Origin of the sequence: Pseudarthrobacter albicanus, assembly GCF_018224015.1 — a bacterium.
In the GTDB taxonomy this organism is placed as follows: domain Bacteria; phylum Actinomycetota; class Actinomycetes; order Actinomycetales; family Micrococcaceae; genus Arthrobacter; species Arthrobacter albicanus.
In genome coordinates, this window is sequence record NZ_JAGPOT010000039.1 from 1 (window position 1) to 15,143 (window position 15,143).

Below are 15,143 nucleotides of genomic sequence, written 5' to 3' on the forward strand. Positions count from 1 at the left end.
TCCAAATATCCGCGCTGGGCCGCCTCAATTCCTTGCATACACCCAGTCTTAAGGACCACTGCGCGAAGTCCAGCAGGCGCGCCTTAAACCACCCAAATTGTTCAGCGCAGTCCTAGGAGCGCGCAGCCGAACCGGCAGCGGGCCCTATTCGAACCGGGAGGGGTCGCCCATTCCGCGACGGACGACCTCGGCGACGCCGCTGGAAAAGTCGATGACGGTCGTCGGCTCCGCTCCGCAGTCGCCGGAATCAATCACGGCGTCCACCACGTGGTCAAGCCGTTCCTTGATTTCCCAGCCCTGAGTGAGCGGCTCTTCCTCGTCCGGCAACAGCAGCGTGCTGGACAGCAGCGGTTCGCCCAGTTCGGCAAGCAGCGCCTGCACCACGTGGTTGTCCGGAATGCGGACGCCGACCGTCTTCTTCTTCGGGTGCAGCAGCCGGCGCGGCACTTCCTTGGTGGCCGGCAGGATGAAGGTGTAGCTGCCAGGGGTCACCGCCTTGATGCTGCGGAACACATCATTGTCGATCTGCACGAACTGCCCCAGCTGCGCGAAGTCCTTGCAGACCAGCGTGAAGTGGTGCTTGTCGTCAAGGTGACGGATGGTGCGGATCCGGTCCAGGGCGTCCTTGTTGCCCGGCTGCGCACCGAGGGCGTAACAGGAGTCGGTGGGATAGGCGATCAGGCCGCCTGAACGCACAATTTCCACCACCTGCTGGATGGAGCGCGCTTGGGGATTGTCCGGGTGCACATCGAAGTATCTCGCCATGGCACGAGCTTACGCCGACGGCGGTCTGACCGCCGTCGGCTGGCGGGCGCCCGGGGGACCCGTAAGCGTAGGAGGGCTGCAGTCCGGCGGCCGTGTAGGCAGCCCGCGCTTGTTCACCGCCCAGGAACTTGAGCAGCGGGGCTGCATCTCCGTCGCTGCCCGCCGCGGAGGCCGTAGCTGCGGAGAATGCAGTGTAGTGCTGGACGGCTTCCGGAAGCGGACCCGCGATCTTGGCCTCCGGGACAAGCAGGAGTTCGCTCATCTGCTGGAGTGCGAGGTCGGCACGCCCGTCGAGAAGTGCCAGTGCGGTGAAGCCGGTGTCGACGACCGTGGCCCGTTCGTTGATCCGCTCGGCGATGACGCTGGCCCTGCCCAGGCCCTCCAGCGCCGCGGTGATGCCGATGACGACGTCGGGCCGGGCGCCCCCGTTGATTTCCTGGCCGAGGGCGGTGGTCGTGGCGGAATGGCGTCCACCACGGTCCCGGTCCCGCGGACTCAAATGGTTGGCGTGAAGTGATGCTTGCCGTCGAGCTGACGTCGGGGTATATATCAGGGTAACTCCACAGTCCTCTGCCCCAAGGACAGTCCCAAAGTCTGCCCCAACGCGACGTGCTCCAGTCGGGCGAGGCCCTCACGCTGGATTCGTAGTGGGTCGGGCCGGGACTGTCCAGGAATCGCATCTGACGGACCGTTTTCGAGCGGAGCAGGACGCAATATGGTTACTCGTCGAGGCACTGCTTGCATTGGTGTGGTCCTCCTGCTCCAACTCGGGGTTGCGGCCTGCGGATCACCTGTCGGGCTGCTGCCGGAGAGTTCCCGTATTCCGTCGGCTCCGGCAAGCGCGCCTATCGTGGCGCCTCAGGCGTCCAGCGCGGCGCCCGCCGGGGGGCCTCAGGCGTCCAGCCCGGCGCCTACCGTGGCGCCTCAGGAATCCAGCGCGGCGGCCGCCGGGGGGCCTCAGGCGTCCAGCCCGGCGCCAACCATGACGCCCACTCCATCCAGTGCGGCGCCCACCTTGACGCCCACTCCGTCCACTGCATCACCCAGCGGGCCTTCCGAGCCGCCGAGGCCGGCGTGTGCCTCGGCCAGTGCGTCGCCGGCGGGACCGGCCTCGACGCCGTCGGCCTGCGTGGCGTGTGCCTCGGCCAGTGCGTCGCCGGCGGGACCGGCCTCGACGCCGTCGGCCTGCGTGGCGTGTGCCTCGGCCAGCGCGTCGCCGGCGGGACCGGCCGCGACGCCGTCGGCCTGCGTGTCTCCCGCCGAACTGCAGGCGGAGTCGTGTACCTCCCCAGGCACGACGCCGACGCCGACAGTGACACCAGGGGCGATCCAGTCGCCGACTGAGTCGCCATGCGCGTCCCTGTCCGCCTCCGCTCCGCAGCCATGAGCGCCCGGTGGAACGCCGGAAGGGAGGGACAATCCCCACCGGAGGTAAGACCGGACTTCAGCTGATATGTAGCTCCGGCGCGCCGGATTGCCGACAGTCAGTCATCCGCCGATGATGACGGTGGGGCATCCCGGGCCCGGGGCAATGGGTGTTCCGTGGAGGCTCAGGTCACCCACCCGGGCGGCAGGAAAACCGCCGACCATCACGGTCAGGCTGCCGCTTGCGATTCCGTTCGGTGCAGGCGAGACGCAGACGATGCCACCGGGCATGGAATTGGCAACTGCGGCCGGCATCCCGCCGATGAGAACCGTCACCACGGCTGCAGCCGGGGTGACGGGCCCGCCGCCATGCGGTTTGGGGCCGTCGAACAGCGGGCACAGCGCTGTGTCTCCGGCACGAAGGGCAGGCCCGGCAGGCATCTGGGGCGCCTACGGCCGGGGCAGTGCGGGGACGCTGCTGGCTTGGGCTGCGGACTCCTGCAGCCCCGCCTGGGCCGTGGATCCCGCTGCAGGCCTGAGCACCAGGAACCAAACGGCCGCCAGGGCGAGGGCGAAAAGCACAAGGAGGAGGACGGCCTTGAAGATCCATGACGGCAGTACAGGCTGCTGCAGGTGGGTTCCATCCAACACCACAGGAGGTCCGTCCATCGGTTGGGCAACCACCTCGAACGGGTGCGTCGCGGAACTGCCGTGCCAGATCGTTCTGAGCGCGCGCACCCGTACACGGGCAAATTGTACGGTTCCCCGCTCCACTGTAAGTGCCGGCTCCCGTGAGGATATGTCCAGCAGTTCGCCCGGATCGGAACCCGTGAAGGTCACGGTGATGGGCACATTTCCGCGGTTGTCCACGGCCACCCGATGATAGGCGCCGAGCGGTCCCCGCGACGTCCGGGGCATCAGCTCAGCCGTCGTCGCGTAGAACGGCAGAAGATGGAGAACGCCTTCGGGAACTACCGCGTCTTCCGGATGTTCGGTCGGGAGCACCTGAACCCCGTAGGGGAACTCCCCGGCCGGGACGGCGGCGGACCGCGGGGGCCGGAACTCCACCGAGGCGGTGGCGTCCTGTCCCGGATAGAGCGACACGAATCCAGGCACGACTTCCGTCCATGAGCCGCCCGGGCCCACCACCCGGAGCCTGTACTCCTCGACGATTTCGCCGTCGTTGCGGATATGCAGCGGGACGGACGCCTCGGCGCCGGCCTCGAGGCTGACGACGCGCGAGTCCAGCGTTGCAGTGGTGCTCATGGCCCCCTCCTCGCGGAACTGCGCCGCGTCCACGGACGCACGGCGCTCGTCGTTACTCCGAGGCTAGGGCGGACACGCAGGGGCGCAGCACGCCGCGCGGCCGGACTTCCGGGCACCGCTGCTGCCCGTTGAGCCTGTGTTGACTGCACGAAGAGCACCGTCCGCTATGTTCGTCGCAGCGGGACAGCAGACACGGCAGACCCGTGCCGCCCTCCAGGTGAGTCCCGAAGCCTAGATTGGAGGATTCATGGAACCAATAACTGTCCGGGTCCACGCCCGTGACCCGATTTCCGAGGCCGGCGTCGCCAGCGAGTTGCGGGCGCGCCCTGAAGTCCGCGTGGTCAGGGCGGCCGACGCCGAGCAGGCGCGGGTCGTCGTCGTCGTTACGGACTCGGTGGACGAAGACGCGCTGACGCTGCTCCGCATCGTGCAGCGGCGCGGCTTGTCCCGCGCCGTCCTCGTGGCGGGCCATCTCGACGACGGCGACCTGGTCAAGGCTGTTGAAACCGGCGTCGTCGGCCTGGTCCGTCGCAGCGAAGCGACACCCGACCGCCTGGTAGCTGTCATCATCGCCGCCGCTTCCGGTGAAGGCAGCGTCCCTCCGGATCTGCTCGGACGCCTCCTGGACCAGGTCGGCAAACTGCAGCGGCACGTCCTGGGTCCGCGCGGAATCATGTTCACCGGTCTGGCCCCGCGCGAGGTGGAGGTTTTGCGGCTGCTGGCGGACGGGCTGGACACGTCCGAGATCGCGCACCAGCTGGCGTACTCGGAGCGGACGGTGAAAAACGTCGTCCACGATGTCACGACACGTCTCCAGCTCCGCAACCGCTCCCACGCCGTTGCTTATGCACTGCGGGAGGGGTTGATTTAGGCCGTTGCCCCAAGAGTCCGGATCCGCTTCCCGAACGTGTGCCCGCCCCGGCTGCCCGACGGCGCCACCGGGCACCACTGTGGACTGTATGTGCCGTGGGGCCCGCCGCGGGCCCGACGGCGCGGGGGAGACCGGTGCAACGGCCAGGATGGGCCCAACCTCATTGGGAGGGGATAAGCGTGATAGCACAGATCGACGACGCCTTGCGCATTCTGGTCAGGAACGAAGCGCTGGGCGGCTCCGAGGTGGACGTGGTCTTCGACGCGCCCACCAAGGACTGGGCCGCCCGGCGCAACGCCCCCACCGTCAACCTGTACCTTTATGACATCCGTGAGGACGTCCGGCGGAGGGAACGCGGGCTGTCCGAGCAGCGCGGAGATGACGGGTACGTCCGGACACGCCGGCCCGCTCCGCGCCATTTCAAGCTGTCGTACCTCGTCACGGCGTGGACCCAGCGCCCGGAAGACGAGCACCGCCTGCTTGACCAGTTGCTGCGCTGCTTCCTTAAACATGACGCACTGCCGGATGACCTGGTGGTCGGGCCGCTCGCCGAGACCGGCCTCGTGGTGCCCCTGACGGTGGGGCTTCCCCCGCCCGAGGACCGTGCGTTCGCCGATGTGTGGTCCGCCCTGGGAGGGGAACTCAAGCCGTCGCTCGACATCGTGGTCATCGCTCCGGTCGACACCGGAATTGTTTACCAGGCCGGCCCGCCGGCATCCAAGGGCACCCAGGTGGACATGTCCGATCTCATCGGTGGCGGCGCCGACCTGGGCCGCCGCCAGCACACCGCTCCGCCAGCCTCGGTCCGTGGCCCGCGCCGTCGGCGGCCCCGGTGACTGTTCGATGACAGCAAGGATGACGGGGTGACGGGGAACCCCAGCCTCGCGCACCTGCTTGGCCGCGTCGGAGTGGTGGAGGAGCGCATCCGTCTCCTGGTGGCGGCCCGACGGGCCGAAGATCCGCAGCCTGATGACCCGTTCCGTGGGCTGTACCTCAGTGACGAGGCCGTCGACCGTCTGCTCGGGGAAGCGTCCCCGTCCCCCGACGGGGACGGGCCCGAAGCGGACCCCGGCGGGACCTCGCCGCGCCAGCTGCACTGCGAACAGCTCGCGGACGCGGCCCAGGCCGATGGGCACCGGCTTCGGCTCCGGGAGCTGGCCTCCGCCTTCAGGCTTTTGCCCCTCGACATCGATCTGCTGCTGGTGGCGCTCGCGGCCGACCTGGACCCGCGCTTCGAACAGCTCTTCGGCTACCTGAACGACGACGTCACCCGGCACCGTCCCTCGGCGGCCGTCGCGCTGGCGCTCTGCGGCACGCCCCTGTCCGCGGCGGACGGCAGGGCACGGCTGCTGTCCGGCCCGCTGATTACGGGCGGCCTGCTGGTCGTTGAGGATCCCGACCGCCCGCTGCCCGGACGCGCACTGCGGGTGCCGGACCGCGTCGTCGGGCACCTTCTCGGCGACGATACGCCGGAGCCGGCCCTCCAGGCCGTCCTGGCCGAGCCTCCGGCCGTCAGCTGGGGAGACGCCGCACCGCTGGCCCGGGCACTCGGCGCGGGGGTCCTGCTGGCCTATCTGCGGGAGCCTGCCACGGGGTCAGGCCGTGTGCTGGCCATGGGTGCACTGCGGTCCCGGGGCTGCGAAGCTGTGCTTCTCGACCTGACCCGCCTGGCCGCCGAGCGTGAACCGCTCCAGCTCGTGGAACTCGCCGTGCGGGAAGCCAGGCTCCGGAGCGCGGGACTGGTGGCAGGCCCCCTCGCCGCCGTGGCGGACCGCCCCGCGGTGCTGGAGGCACTGCATGCCGAACCGCAGCCCGTGCTGCTCATCGGGGATGCCAGTTGGGATCCGGCATGGGCCACCCGTGCGCCGCTGCTGGTGGAGGTCCCCGTCAGCACAACAGCCGAACGGTCCTCCCTGTGGCGGGAAGCGCTTGGACCGCTCAACGGGGTGGACGTCCAGGCAGCGACCTCGGCCTTCCGGCTGCGCCCGGAGCAGGTTGCCCGGGCCGCCGGATCCGCGCAGGTGCAGGCCACCCTGACCGCCGACGGCCGCATCACCGCGTCGCATCTCGGCGCCGGGGCGCGCGCCGAAAACGGTTCGGCGCTTGACCGCCTGGCCCGCCGGGTGGAACCGGTGGTGGGCTGGGATGACCTGGTCCTTCCCGATGCCGTGCTGCTGGCCCTGCAGGAGGTGGCGTTGCGGGCCAGGCACCGGGAGAAGGTCCTCGGGGACTGGGCCATGCGGCCCGGAGCCGGCCGCGGGCACGGCGTGGCGGCCCTGTTCGCGGGGGATTCGGGAACCGGCAAGACGATGTCCGCGGAAGTGGTGGCCCGGGAGCTGGGACTGGACCTTTACGTGGTGGACCTGGCCACCGTCGTCGACAAATACGTGGGCGAAACGGAGAAGAACCTCGAACGGATCTTCACGGCGGCGGCCGGCGTCAACGGCGTGCTGCTCTTTGACGAGGCCGACGCCGTCTTCGGGCGCCGCTCCGAGGTCAAGGACGCCCACGACCGCTACGCCAACATTGAAAGCGCCTACCTGCTGCAGCGGATGGAGACCTTCGACGGCCTCGCCATCCTCGCGACGAACCTGCGGGCCAACATCGACGAGGCGTTCACCCGCCGGCTGGACGTCGTCGTGGACTTCCCGCTGCCTGATGCCGCGCACCGCAGCGTGCTGTGGGACCGGTGCCTTGGACGGACGCTGCAACGCGCACCGGACATCGATCTGGCCTTCCTGGGGCAGGCCTTCGAGCTGGCCGGCGGTGCCATCCGTTCCGCCGCCGTGACCGGCGCGTATCTTGCGGCGGACGACGGGGGGACGGTGACCATGGCGCACCTGGTCACCGCCGTGCAGCGCGAGTACCGCAAGCTGGGACGGCTGACACTGGAGAGCGAGTTCGGACCGTACTGGGGAATGCTTGCCACGCCGCGGAGGTCCGACAGGTAAGCCGGCCCGCTGCCCGTTCGGGCAGGCGCGGCTGCCCGCTTGGACGCCGGGGCGGCGCTTGTGGGGCGGCATTGCGGGGCGCATCGTCGGTGTAGGTCTGATGAAAGGGGTGCACCATGCACAGCCACGACCATGACCAGTCCGACGTCGAGAGCTTGCGGACCAAACCGGCCAGGGCCGAAGCCGCCGACCCTGCGGTGCTGGGGCGGGCGGCCGCAGCCGGCCGGACCGACGTCGTCGGATCCCGCGGGATGCTGGCGCTGCAGCGCGCGGTGGGCAACAGTGGTCTCCGTGGCCTGGCGGAGGAGGAACGCTCACCCGTGCTCGACGTCGTCTCCTCCGGAGGCGGGCAGCCGCTCGAGGAGCCGGTGCGCGCCGACATGGAGGACCGGCTGGGCCACAGCTTCTCGGACGTCCGCGTCCACACGGGGGAAGCGGCGCACAACTCCGCGGCCTCCGTGAACGCGCATGCCTACACGGTCGGCTCGAACATCGTCTTCCAGCGGGACAAGTACGACCCCGGCTCGGACGGCGGCCGGACGATGCTCGCGCACGAACTCACCCATGTGGTCCAGCAGCGGAGCGGCCCGGTGGACGGGACCGCGACGGGAACCGGCGTGCGGGTCAGCGATCCGTCCGACCGGTTCGAACGCGAGGCCGCGGCGACGGCGGAGCGGGCCATGTCCGCACCCGGCGCTCCGGCGCAGCGCTTCGCGGCCGGCGCCGCCGTCGTCCAGCGCGACGCCGACGAGGACACCGCCCAGGGGACTTTTGTGGAGCGCGCCCCGGTCCAGCGCGCGGAGGAGGAAGAGGAGAAGGAAACGGCGCAGGGTTCCTTCATCGCGGACGGCGCTGTCCAGCGGGACGAGGCGGAAGAGGAAGAGCCGGGCTGATCCCGGCCGGTGCGGTTCATGGCGACGACCTTCCAGGGCGGGCCCGGCAAGGTTCCGGCGCAACGCGCCGGGCAGACGGCCTCGCGCCAGGCGCGAGGGTCACCCGCCGTGCTCCAGATGATGCAGCGCAACGCCGGTAACGCCGCCGTGGCAGCTTACGTCCAACGGCTGGCCGAGAGTCCTGGCCCGGTCAGGCCCACAGGCCTGGCCCCCAGCAGTGATCCGCGTTTCCTTGCCGTCACCACTAAGGTCGCGTCGCAGGGCAAGGCACTCCGCCAGCATCCTTCACCCCGGGCCGAAGTGGAAAAGGCCAAGAATGCCGCGGTGCCGCCGGCGGGGGACAAGGAAGCCCAGGCCAAGGAAGCCCAGGCCGCAACGATGGCCGGGGCCAAACCCGCCGGCTTCGACAAGGCCGGCTTCATTGCTGCCGTAAAGGCCGCAATCGCCGCCCAGGCGCCCAAGACCCTGGAAGAGGCGGAGGGGTTCGGCAACTCGGGGAAAGCGGAAGCGATCAAGAACCAGGTGGCCGGTAAGGTCACCGATGGTAAGGCGGCCTCCGCGAAGGACATTGCCGACAAAACGGCCTCCGTGCCGGACCAATCGAAGGCCGTGGACAAGCCGGTGACGCCCCTGGCTCCCGAGCCCCAGCCTGCGTCTGCCCGCGTTGATGCTGCGGCGGGCATGCCGGCTCCGGCTCCTGCCGCCCAGACGGACCTCAGTGGCGGCAAGCGCGACACCGAGGCGGCGATGGCCGAGGCGGACGTCTCGGAACAGCAGTTGGCCAGCTCCAATGAGCCGGCCTTCGTCGGGGCCCTGGCGGCAAAGAAACAAGGTGAAGAGCACTCAGCGTCAGCACCCGCGGCCTTCAGGGAAAAGGAAGCCGCCCAGCTCGGTTCGGCCAAGCAGGCGGCGCAGGGCGCTGGTGCCGCCGGGCTTGGAGGGATGCTCTCCGCGAAGCAGGGCGCGCTGGGCAAAGCCGCCGCCGGCAAGGGTGCGGCGAAGTCCAAGGACGAGGCAGAACGCGCGAAGGTGGCAGGCGAGGTCAAAGCCATCTTCGATGCAACCAAGAAAGATGTCATTGCCATTCTGGGGGCCCTTGACGGGACCGTTTCCAAGGAGTTCTCCGAAGGCGAAAAGAATGTGCACGACGCCTTCACCGCCGACGTGAAAAAGCGGATAGCCGACTACAAGAACCGCCGCTACTCGGGGCTGGGCGGTGACTTGCTCTGGGCCAAGGACAAGATCTTCAACCTGCCCAAGGAAGCAGACCAGGAGTACGCCGCCGCCCGGCTGAAATATGAGAGCGACATGGCCGCATTGATCGGCCGTGTTGCGGACACGATCGGCGCCCAGCTCACCGCAGCCAAAGACCGGATCGCGAAGGGCCGTGCCGAGATCAAGGCCTACGTGGATTCCAAGCCGAAGAACCTGCAGAAGGTCGCGCAGGCGGCGGCATCGCAGTTTGCCGACCAGTTCGACCAACTGGAAAACGACGTCGACTCTAAAAAGGACGCCCTGGTTGAGGACCTCGCGGCGAAGTACATCGAATCCCGGACAGCCGTCGACGAAGAGGTCACGGTCATGCAGGACGAGAACAAGGGGTGGTGGGACAAGGCAAAGGACGCCGTCGGCGGGGCGATCAAGACAGTCCTGCAGCTCAAGGACATGCTGCTGACCGTCCTTGCCCGGGCAGCCAACGCCGTCGGAAAGATCATCAAGGATCCCATCGGTTTCCTCGGTAACTTCGTCAATGCCGTCAAAGGCGGGATTGTGAAGTTTGGCGAAAACATCGTCGAACACCTCAAGAAGGGCCTGCAGGGGTGGCTCCTGGGTGCTCTGTCCGAAGGGGGGATTGAACTGCCGGAGAAGTTTGACCTCAAGGGCATCGTCCAGCTTCTGATGTCCATCTTCGGGATGACATGGGCAAACATCCGGGCACGGATCGTTGCCAAAATCGGCGAGCCCGTCATGGGTAAGCTGGAGAAAGGCTTTGAGGTGATCAGGATTCTGATCACTGAAGGCATCGGCGGATTGTGGAAGTGGGTCGTTAAAAAGGTCGGGGACATCAAAGAGATGGTGATGAGCCAGATCAAAGAAATGGTCTCCATAGAGATCATCAAAGCGGGCATCGTATGGCTGATTTCCCTGCTCAACCCCGCCTCGGCATTCGTCAAAGCCTGCAAGATGATCTACGACGTCGTCAGGTTTTTCGTGGAGAAAGCCGAGCAGATCAAGGCATTTGTCGACTCCGTCCTCGACTCCGTGGAATCCATTGCAGCTGGCGGGGTGGGTGCAGTGGCGGGCTACATCGAGAAGACGCTTGCCAGGATGTTGCCGGTATTGATCGGATTCCTGGCCTCGCTGCTCGGGCTCGGGGGCATTTCCGGCAAGATCAAGAAGATCCTCGAGACCCTGCAAAAGCCGATAAATGCTGTTGTGGACTGGGTGGTCACCAAGGCGATCAAGTATGGCAAGAAGTTCATGAGCTTCGCCAAGAAGGTGGGCGGCAAACTCAAGGCTAAAGGCAAGGAATTGCTGGGCAAGGCGAAAAAGAAGCTCGGGATCAAGGAGAAGACGCCCGAGCAGATCGAGAAGGAGAAGCAGTCGCGGCTCGACAAGGGCGTGGCGGCTGGAGTCAAGGCCGCGAACAGATTGGCCGGGAAAACGTTCGGCGAGCGTCTGCTAATTCCCTTACTCGGAGTCATCAGGCTTCGTTACCGGATGGAAGTCCTCGAGCCAACCACCCAAGGTGACAAGTGGGCCATTCACGGCCGGGTCAACCCGGAAACCACGCATGGCACGAACCTTCCCGCAGACGAGAAAAAGGCAGCCACACTGGTTGGAAACATAGCGCCGCACAGCTCGCAGCCCGCTCGAGGAGCGTATCTGTGGTCGGAGCACGTCATTCCCGATGGCTACGTCAGCGCAGTGCTGATGTCTCAAGGCTTTCCTGAGTCGTCAGTCGCGGAATACGACAGCATGACCACGATTCTCCTTTGGCGCGGCGCCCGGGAGCAGAAGGACTTCAAACGGCTCCAGCCCAGCGAGGTCTCAGGCGACTTGACCTTGTCGAAATCCGTGAAGGGACGTGCAAGATCCGGCGTAGGTGCAGGCCAGGACGCATACAGTATGCAGCGCGCCTACGCACTTCTGGCCAAAGGTGCCATCAAGCGCACTATCGCCGCCGTAGAGCGTGACCATGCGAAAAACGGTCCGGGTCGCAAGGAGCGCGGATTGTCCGAATCCATGAAACCGAACGCCGGGGCGATCACGAACGCAGCCGAGCAGCAGATGCTCATTGCTGAAAAGATCTTCGCGAAGTATGGAGTGCTCCGTAACCTGAAGCGAAAGTAACTCGTGCCCCTTCGTGCACCCCATCCTTCCCGTCAGCGCATCCAGATAGCCGTGACGCCGACTGCTCCCCGCGGGACCCTTGAACCACGTTTTGGGTTCAACGAGGAGACAAAATGCCAAGCTATCTTTCGCCAGGTGTGTACGTAAACGAGGTCGAAGCGGGCACTCGTCCAATCGAGGGGGTGGGCACAGCAGTCGCCGCCTTCGTCGGGCTTGCCTCCAAGGGCCCGGATAACGAACCAACTCTCGTGTCCAACTGGACCCAGTTCTCCGAAACCTTCGGCGACTTCGTCCCAGGCTCGTATCTTGCCCACGCCGTCTACGGCTACTTCCTCAACGGGGGAGGGAACTGCTACGTGGTGCGCATCGGAGCCGACGGGGCACGGGAGGACAAACCCAAGCAGCAGCCGAAGGCAGTGACGGGCTCCCCGACGGCGGAACTCGGCGGATACCGTCTGACGACCAAGTCCAGTGCGGCAAACCCCAAGCCTGTAACGGTGGAAATTGCCGATCCCGGCGGGGAAAACGCGCCTGAGGACCAGTTCAAGATTGTCATCACGGTGGAGGGCAAGCCGCCCGAGGTCTGGGACAACGTCACCACCAAGCGCGGCAACAACAACGTTGCCACCAAGGTCAGCGCCGAGTCGAAGATCGTGACCATCGAGGAAGTCGCCACCGGGGGCGCCCTCGTCAAACCCGACAAGGGCACGGTCCAGCTCGTCGCACCGGAGCCGGAGCCCGAACCGCCGACCACCGAAGAGCTGAACGTGGACGACTACGTCGGCGATGCCGCCGACCGCACCGGGTTCAGCGGCCTGGAGGCAGTCGACGAGGTGACCATGGTCGCGGTGCCGGACCTGATGGCCGCCTACGAACAGGGATCGATCGACCTGGAAACGGTCAAGGCAGTCCAGCTCGCCGCCATCGCCCACTGTGAGCTGATGGGGGACCGCATCGCCATCATCGACCCGCCGCCCAACCTCAACGCCCAGCAGATCAAGAACTGGCGCATGGACGGCGGCGGCTACGACTCCAAATTCGCCGCCCTCTACTGGCCGTGGGTGAAGGCGTTCGACCCCAGCACCGGAACGAACCGGTTCATCCCGCCGTCGGGCCATATGGCCGGCGTCTGGGCCCGCAACGATGACACCCGCGGTGTCCACAAGGCGCCCGCCAACGAGGTCATCCGTGGCGTCACGAGCCTGCAGACCCAGATCACCAAGACGGAACAGGAACTGCTGAACCCCATCGGCGTCAACTGCATCCGCACCTTCCCCGGCCGCGGAATCCGCGTCTGGGGAGCGCGCACCATGTCCAGCGACGCCGAATGGCGTTACCTGAACGTCCGCCGCCTCTTCAACTACCTGGAGGAGTCCATCCTGCAGGGCACCCAGTGGGCGGTCTTCGAACCGAACGACCCCGCCCTGTGGGCGCGCATCCGCCGCACCATCAGTGCCTTCCTGACCAACGAATGGCGCAAGGGGGCCCTCTTCGGGCTCACACCCGAGCAGGCTTTCTTCGTCAAGTGCGACTCGGAGACCAACCCGGCCGAGGGCATCGACGCCGGCCAGGTGGTCTGCCAGGTAGGTGTGGCTCCGGTGAAGCCGGCCGAGTTCGTCATTTTCCAGCTGTCCCAATTCTCCGGCGGCACCAGCCTCGTGAGCGAGTAATCCCAGTTCAAAAGGAGCAAGACCATGGCCCTCGGCAATTTTGACAACTCACCGGCCAACGCGTTCACGGTCACGATTGACGGCATTGAAGTGCCGAGGGTGATCGAAGTGAGCGGCCTCAAGTCCGAGGTCGACAAGATCGAGCTGAAGCAGCAGACCAAGGACGGCAAATATATCGTCCGCCAGCTCATCGGCCGGCCGAAAGCGGGGGAGCTGACGGTCACCAGGGGACTGACCGAGAGTAAAACCGTAACTGACTGGCTCAAGACAGTCATGGCGGGCGACGTCGCCGGGGCGCGCAAGACTGCCGCCGTCGCGCTGCTTGACTACAAGGGGGACACGCTGAAGACCTACAACTTCGTCAATTGCTGGGTGAAGAGCGTCGAACTGAATTCCCTGAAGGCCGGCGCCGCGGAGCAGGCCACGGAGAAATTCGTTATCTGCTATGACGAAGCCACTATCTCGTGATGCAGCGGACCCATGGCGCGGTGGTGCTGCCGGACCCGGAGGCGGATTCCCCCGGCGCTCCGGCCGACCGGAGGCCCGGGAACGGGCGTCAGCCGCTCCGGACCGAGTTCAACTTTGAGCTCCCCCGCGGCTACGTCGACCAGGACGGGACGGTCCACAAATCCGGCGTCATGCGGCTGGCGACAGCGCGGGACGAACTGCTGCCGCTCTATGACGCACGGGTCCAGGAGAATGCCGCCTACACGACGGTGGTCCTGCTCGGCAGGGTGATCACCTCGCTCGGCACGCTGGGGTCTGTCACCTCTGCCGTGGTGGAAAACATGTTCGCATCCGACGTTGCCTTCCTTCAGGACTTCTACCGGCGGATCAACGCCGAGGGCTATACCCGGATCGCGGTAACGTGCCCAGAATGCTCCCACCGCTTCACCGCCGACCTCGCCGGTGGCCGCCTGGGGGAATCATGACGTACGCGCCGGACCGGATCTATGAGGAGGTGTCCTACGTGGCCTATCACTTCCACTGGCCCCTCGACGACATCCTGGATCTGGAACACGGGCAGCGGCTTCGCTATGTCCGTGAAATCTCGGCAATCAATACGCGCCTCTCCCAGGAGCGGTGACTCATGCGGTGGCCCTGGCAACGCGGGACGTCCGAGCCCCGGACGGATCAGGCACCCCCCGGGCCGGCAACCTCCGCCGTCGAGGTCCGGGTTCCGCCGGCCGGCTGGGCCTTCCTGCCGCCGCTGCAACGCACCATGGGAAGCGTTCAGCTGACCTCGGATCCCGGACGTTTCGCCGGTGCGCTCTCCTCCTGGGGCGATCCGTCCTTCACCGGCCCCATGGCCCACCTGGTCAGCGCACAGGCGCCACCGGGCGTCATCGACGTCGACGGCGGCGGCCCCGTCCCGGGCGACGGCGGCTACTCGGCGGCATCGGTGGAGATGGCATTGCTGCCGCCTCCGGCGCCCCGGGTCCGTCCGACGCCGGACAGGTATGGCGGCGTGCCGGCGACGCAACGCGCAGTGGCCGACGGCGGCGCTCTGGACGGCGGCTCCCGGGACCGCGGCCCCCTGCTCGCGGCGGAGCCGGACGCTTTCCAGGTGCTGTACGTCGATGCGTCGCCGCTGAAGTCTTCGGAACCGTCCCCGGAGCCGGCTGTTTCCGCGCCGGCCCCGGCAGCAGAAGCCTCCGGGCCGGCCCCGGCAGCGGAAGCGTCCCCGCCGAACCGGATCAGGCACACCGACGGCAGCACCTCCGACGAAGGTGCCACTTATGTTCCGCTGCCGTCGGCACCGGCAGTGCAGCGGGCATCGTCCGGGCCGACGGCCTCTTCGCCGTCCTTCCGGCATGTGCCTCCCACGTCAAAGCTGGGGCTCGGCATGCCCCTGTCCTTTTCGGAACCAGCCGCGTCAGTGGAACCCTTCCCCTGGACTTCTCCCGGGCCCTTCCCCTTGCCGGTGCAGCGGGCGTCAACCCGCGAATCTGCCGCCCCGCCGGCGACTGTCCCTGTGGCTGATGACGGCGATCGTGACGCCGTCGAC

General features: G+C 67.1%; 14 protein-coding genes and 1 pseudogene. 9 read left to right on the forward strand and 6 right to left on the reverse strand.

Annotated elements, in window-relative coordinates:
* Positions 1–144: 144 nt before the first annotated feature.
* From J9611_RS10335 to J9611_RS10355, 5 genes and pseudogenes are all read right to left on the reverse strand, one after another.
* Positions 145–765, reverse strand: coding sequence for an L-threonylcarbamoyladenylate synthase (locus tag J9611_RS10335; protein WP_211879905.1), 621 nt, complete (start codon positions 763–765; stop codon positions 145–147).
* 139 nt (positions 766–904) lie between these two features.
* Positions 905–1,264, reverse strand: a pseudogene (locus J9611_RS22735) (hypothetical protein); the annotation flags it as partial.
* Positions 1,265–1,722: 458 nt separating this feature from the next.
* On the reverse strand, positions 1,723–2,061 hold the full coding sequence (locus tag J9611_RS10345; RefSeq protein ID WP_211879907.1) for a hypothetical protein: 339 nt from the start codon (positions 2,059–2,061) through the stop codon (positions 1,723–1,725).
* Between the two features lie 192 nt (positions 2,062–2,253).
* The gene (locus tag J9611_RS10350) at positions 2,254–2,571 is read right to left on the reverse strand and encodes a PAAR domain-containing protein (RefSeq protein WP_211879908.1); all 318 of its coding nucleotides are present in this window, start codon (positions 2,569–2,571) and stop codon (positions 2,254–2,256) included.
* 9 nt (positions 2,572–2,580) lie between these two features.
* On the reverse strand, positions 2,581–3,396 hold the full coding sequence (locus J9611_RS10355) for a COG1470 family protein (RefSeq protein ID WP_211879910.1): 816 nt from the start codon (positions 3,394–3,396) through the stop codon (positions 2,581–2,583).
* 247 nt (positions 3,397–3,643) lie between these two features.
* Between J9611_RS10355 and J9611_RS10360 the strand changes: the two genes are divergently transcribed.
* The 9 genes from J9611_RS10360 to J9611_RS10400 all read left to right on the forward strand — a co-directional run bounded on the left by J9611_RS10360 (position 3,644) and on the right by J9611_RS10400 (position 14,222).
* Positions 3,644–4,267, forward strand: a complete 624-nt coding sequence (locus J9611_RS10360; RefSeq protein WP_211879912.1) for a response regulator transcription factor — start codon at positions 3,644–3,646, stop codon at positions 4,265–4,267.
* A 179-nt stretch (positions 4,268–4,446) separates the two neighbouring features.
* Complete coding sequence (locus J9611_RS10365) at positions 4,447–5,103, forward strand: Pvc16 family protein (protein ID WP_211879914.1); 657 nt, start codon at positions 4,447–4,449, stop codon at positions 5,101–5,103.
* A gap of 27 nt (positions 5,104–5,130) precedes the next feature.
* Positions 5,131–7,218, forward strand: coding sequence for an ATP-binding protein (locus J9611_RS10370; RefSeq protein WP_211879916.1), 2,088 nt, complete (start codon positions 5,131–5,133; stop codon positions 7,216–7,218).
* A gap of 116 nt (positions 7,219–7,334) precedes the next feature.
* Positions 7,335–8,111 (forward strand): eCIS core domain-containing protein, encoded by a 777-nt coding sequence (locus J9611_RS10375; protein WP_211879918.1) that lies wholly within the window; start codon positions 7,335–7,337, stop codon positions 8,109–8,111.
* A gap of 300 nt (positions 8,112–8,411) precedes the next feature.
* A complete protein-coding gene (locus J9611_RS10380; protein ID WP_211879920.1) occupies positions 8,412–11,465 on the forward strand; it encodes a phage tail protein in 3,054 nt (1,017 codons plus the stop codon).
* A gap of 182 nt (positions 11,466–11,647) precedes the next feature.
* Positions 11,648–13,135, forward strand: coding sequence for a phage tail sheath family protein (locus J9611_RS10385; protein ID WP_307857072.1), 1,488 nt, complete (start codon positions 11,648–11,650; stop codon positions 13,133–13,135).
* A gap of 24 nt (positions 13,136–13,159) precedes the next feature.
* Complete coding sequence (locus tag J9611_RS10390) at positions 13,160–13,603, forward strand: phage tail protein (protein ID WP_211879924.1); 444 nt, start codon at positions 13,160–13,162, stop codon at positions 13,601–13,603.
* Positions 13,603–14,067, forward strand: coding sequence for a hypothetical protein (locus J9611_RS10395; RefSeq protein ID WP_211879926.1), 465 nt, complete (start codon positions 13,603–13,605; stop codon positions 14,065–14,067). Before J9611_RS10390 ends, J9611_RS10395 begins: the two co-directional genes overlap by 1 nt.
* Entirely contained in the window at positions 14,064–14,222 is a 159-nt protein-coding gene (locus J9611_RS10400; protein WP_211879928.1) for a DUF6760 family protein, read from the forward strand. Before J9611_RS10395 ends, J9611_RS10400 begins: the two co-directional genes overlap by 4 nt.
* A 299-nt stretch (positions 14,223–14,521) precedes the next feature.
* On the opposite strand, the gene J9611_RS10405 is transcribed toward J9611_RS10400, so the two are convergent.
* Positions 14,522–14,872 carry a hypothetical protein gene (locus J9611_RS10405; protein WP_211879930.1) on the reverse strand — a complete coding sequence of 117 codons (351 nt, stop codon included), beginning with the start codon at positions 14,870–14,872 and terminating at the stop codon, positions 14,522–14,524.
* Between the last annotated feature and the right edge of the window lie 271 nt (positions 14,873–15,143).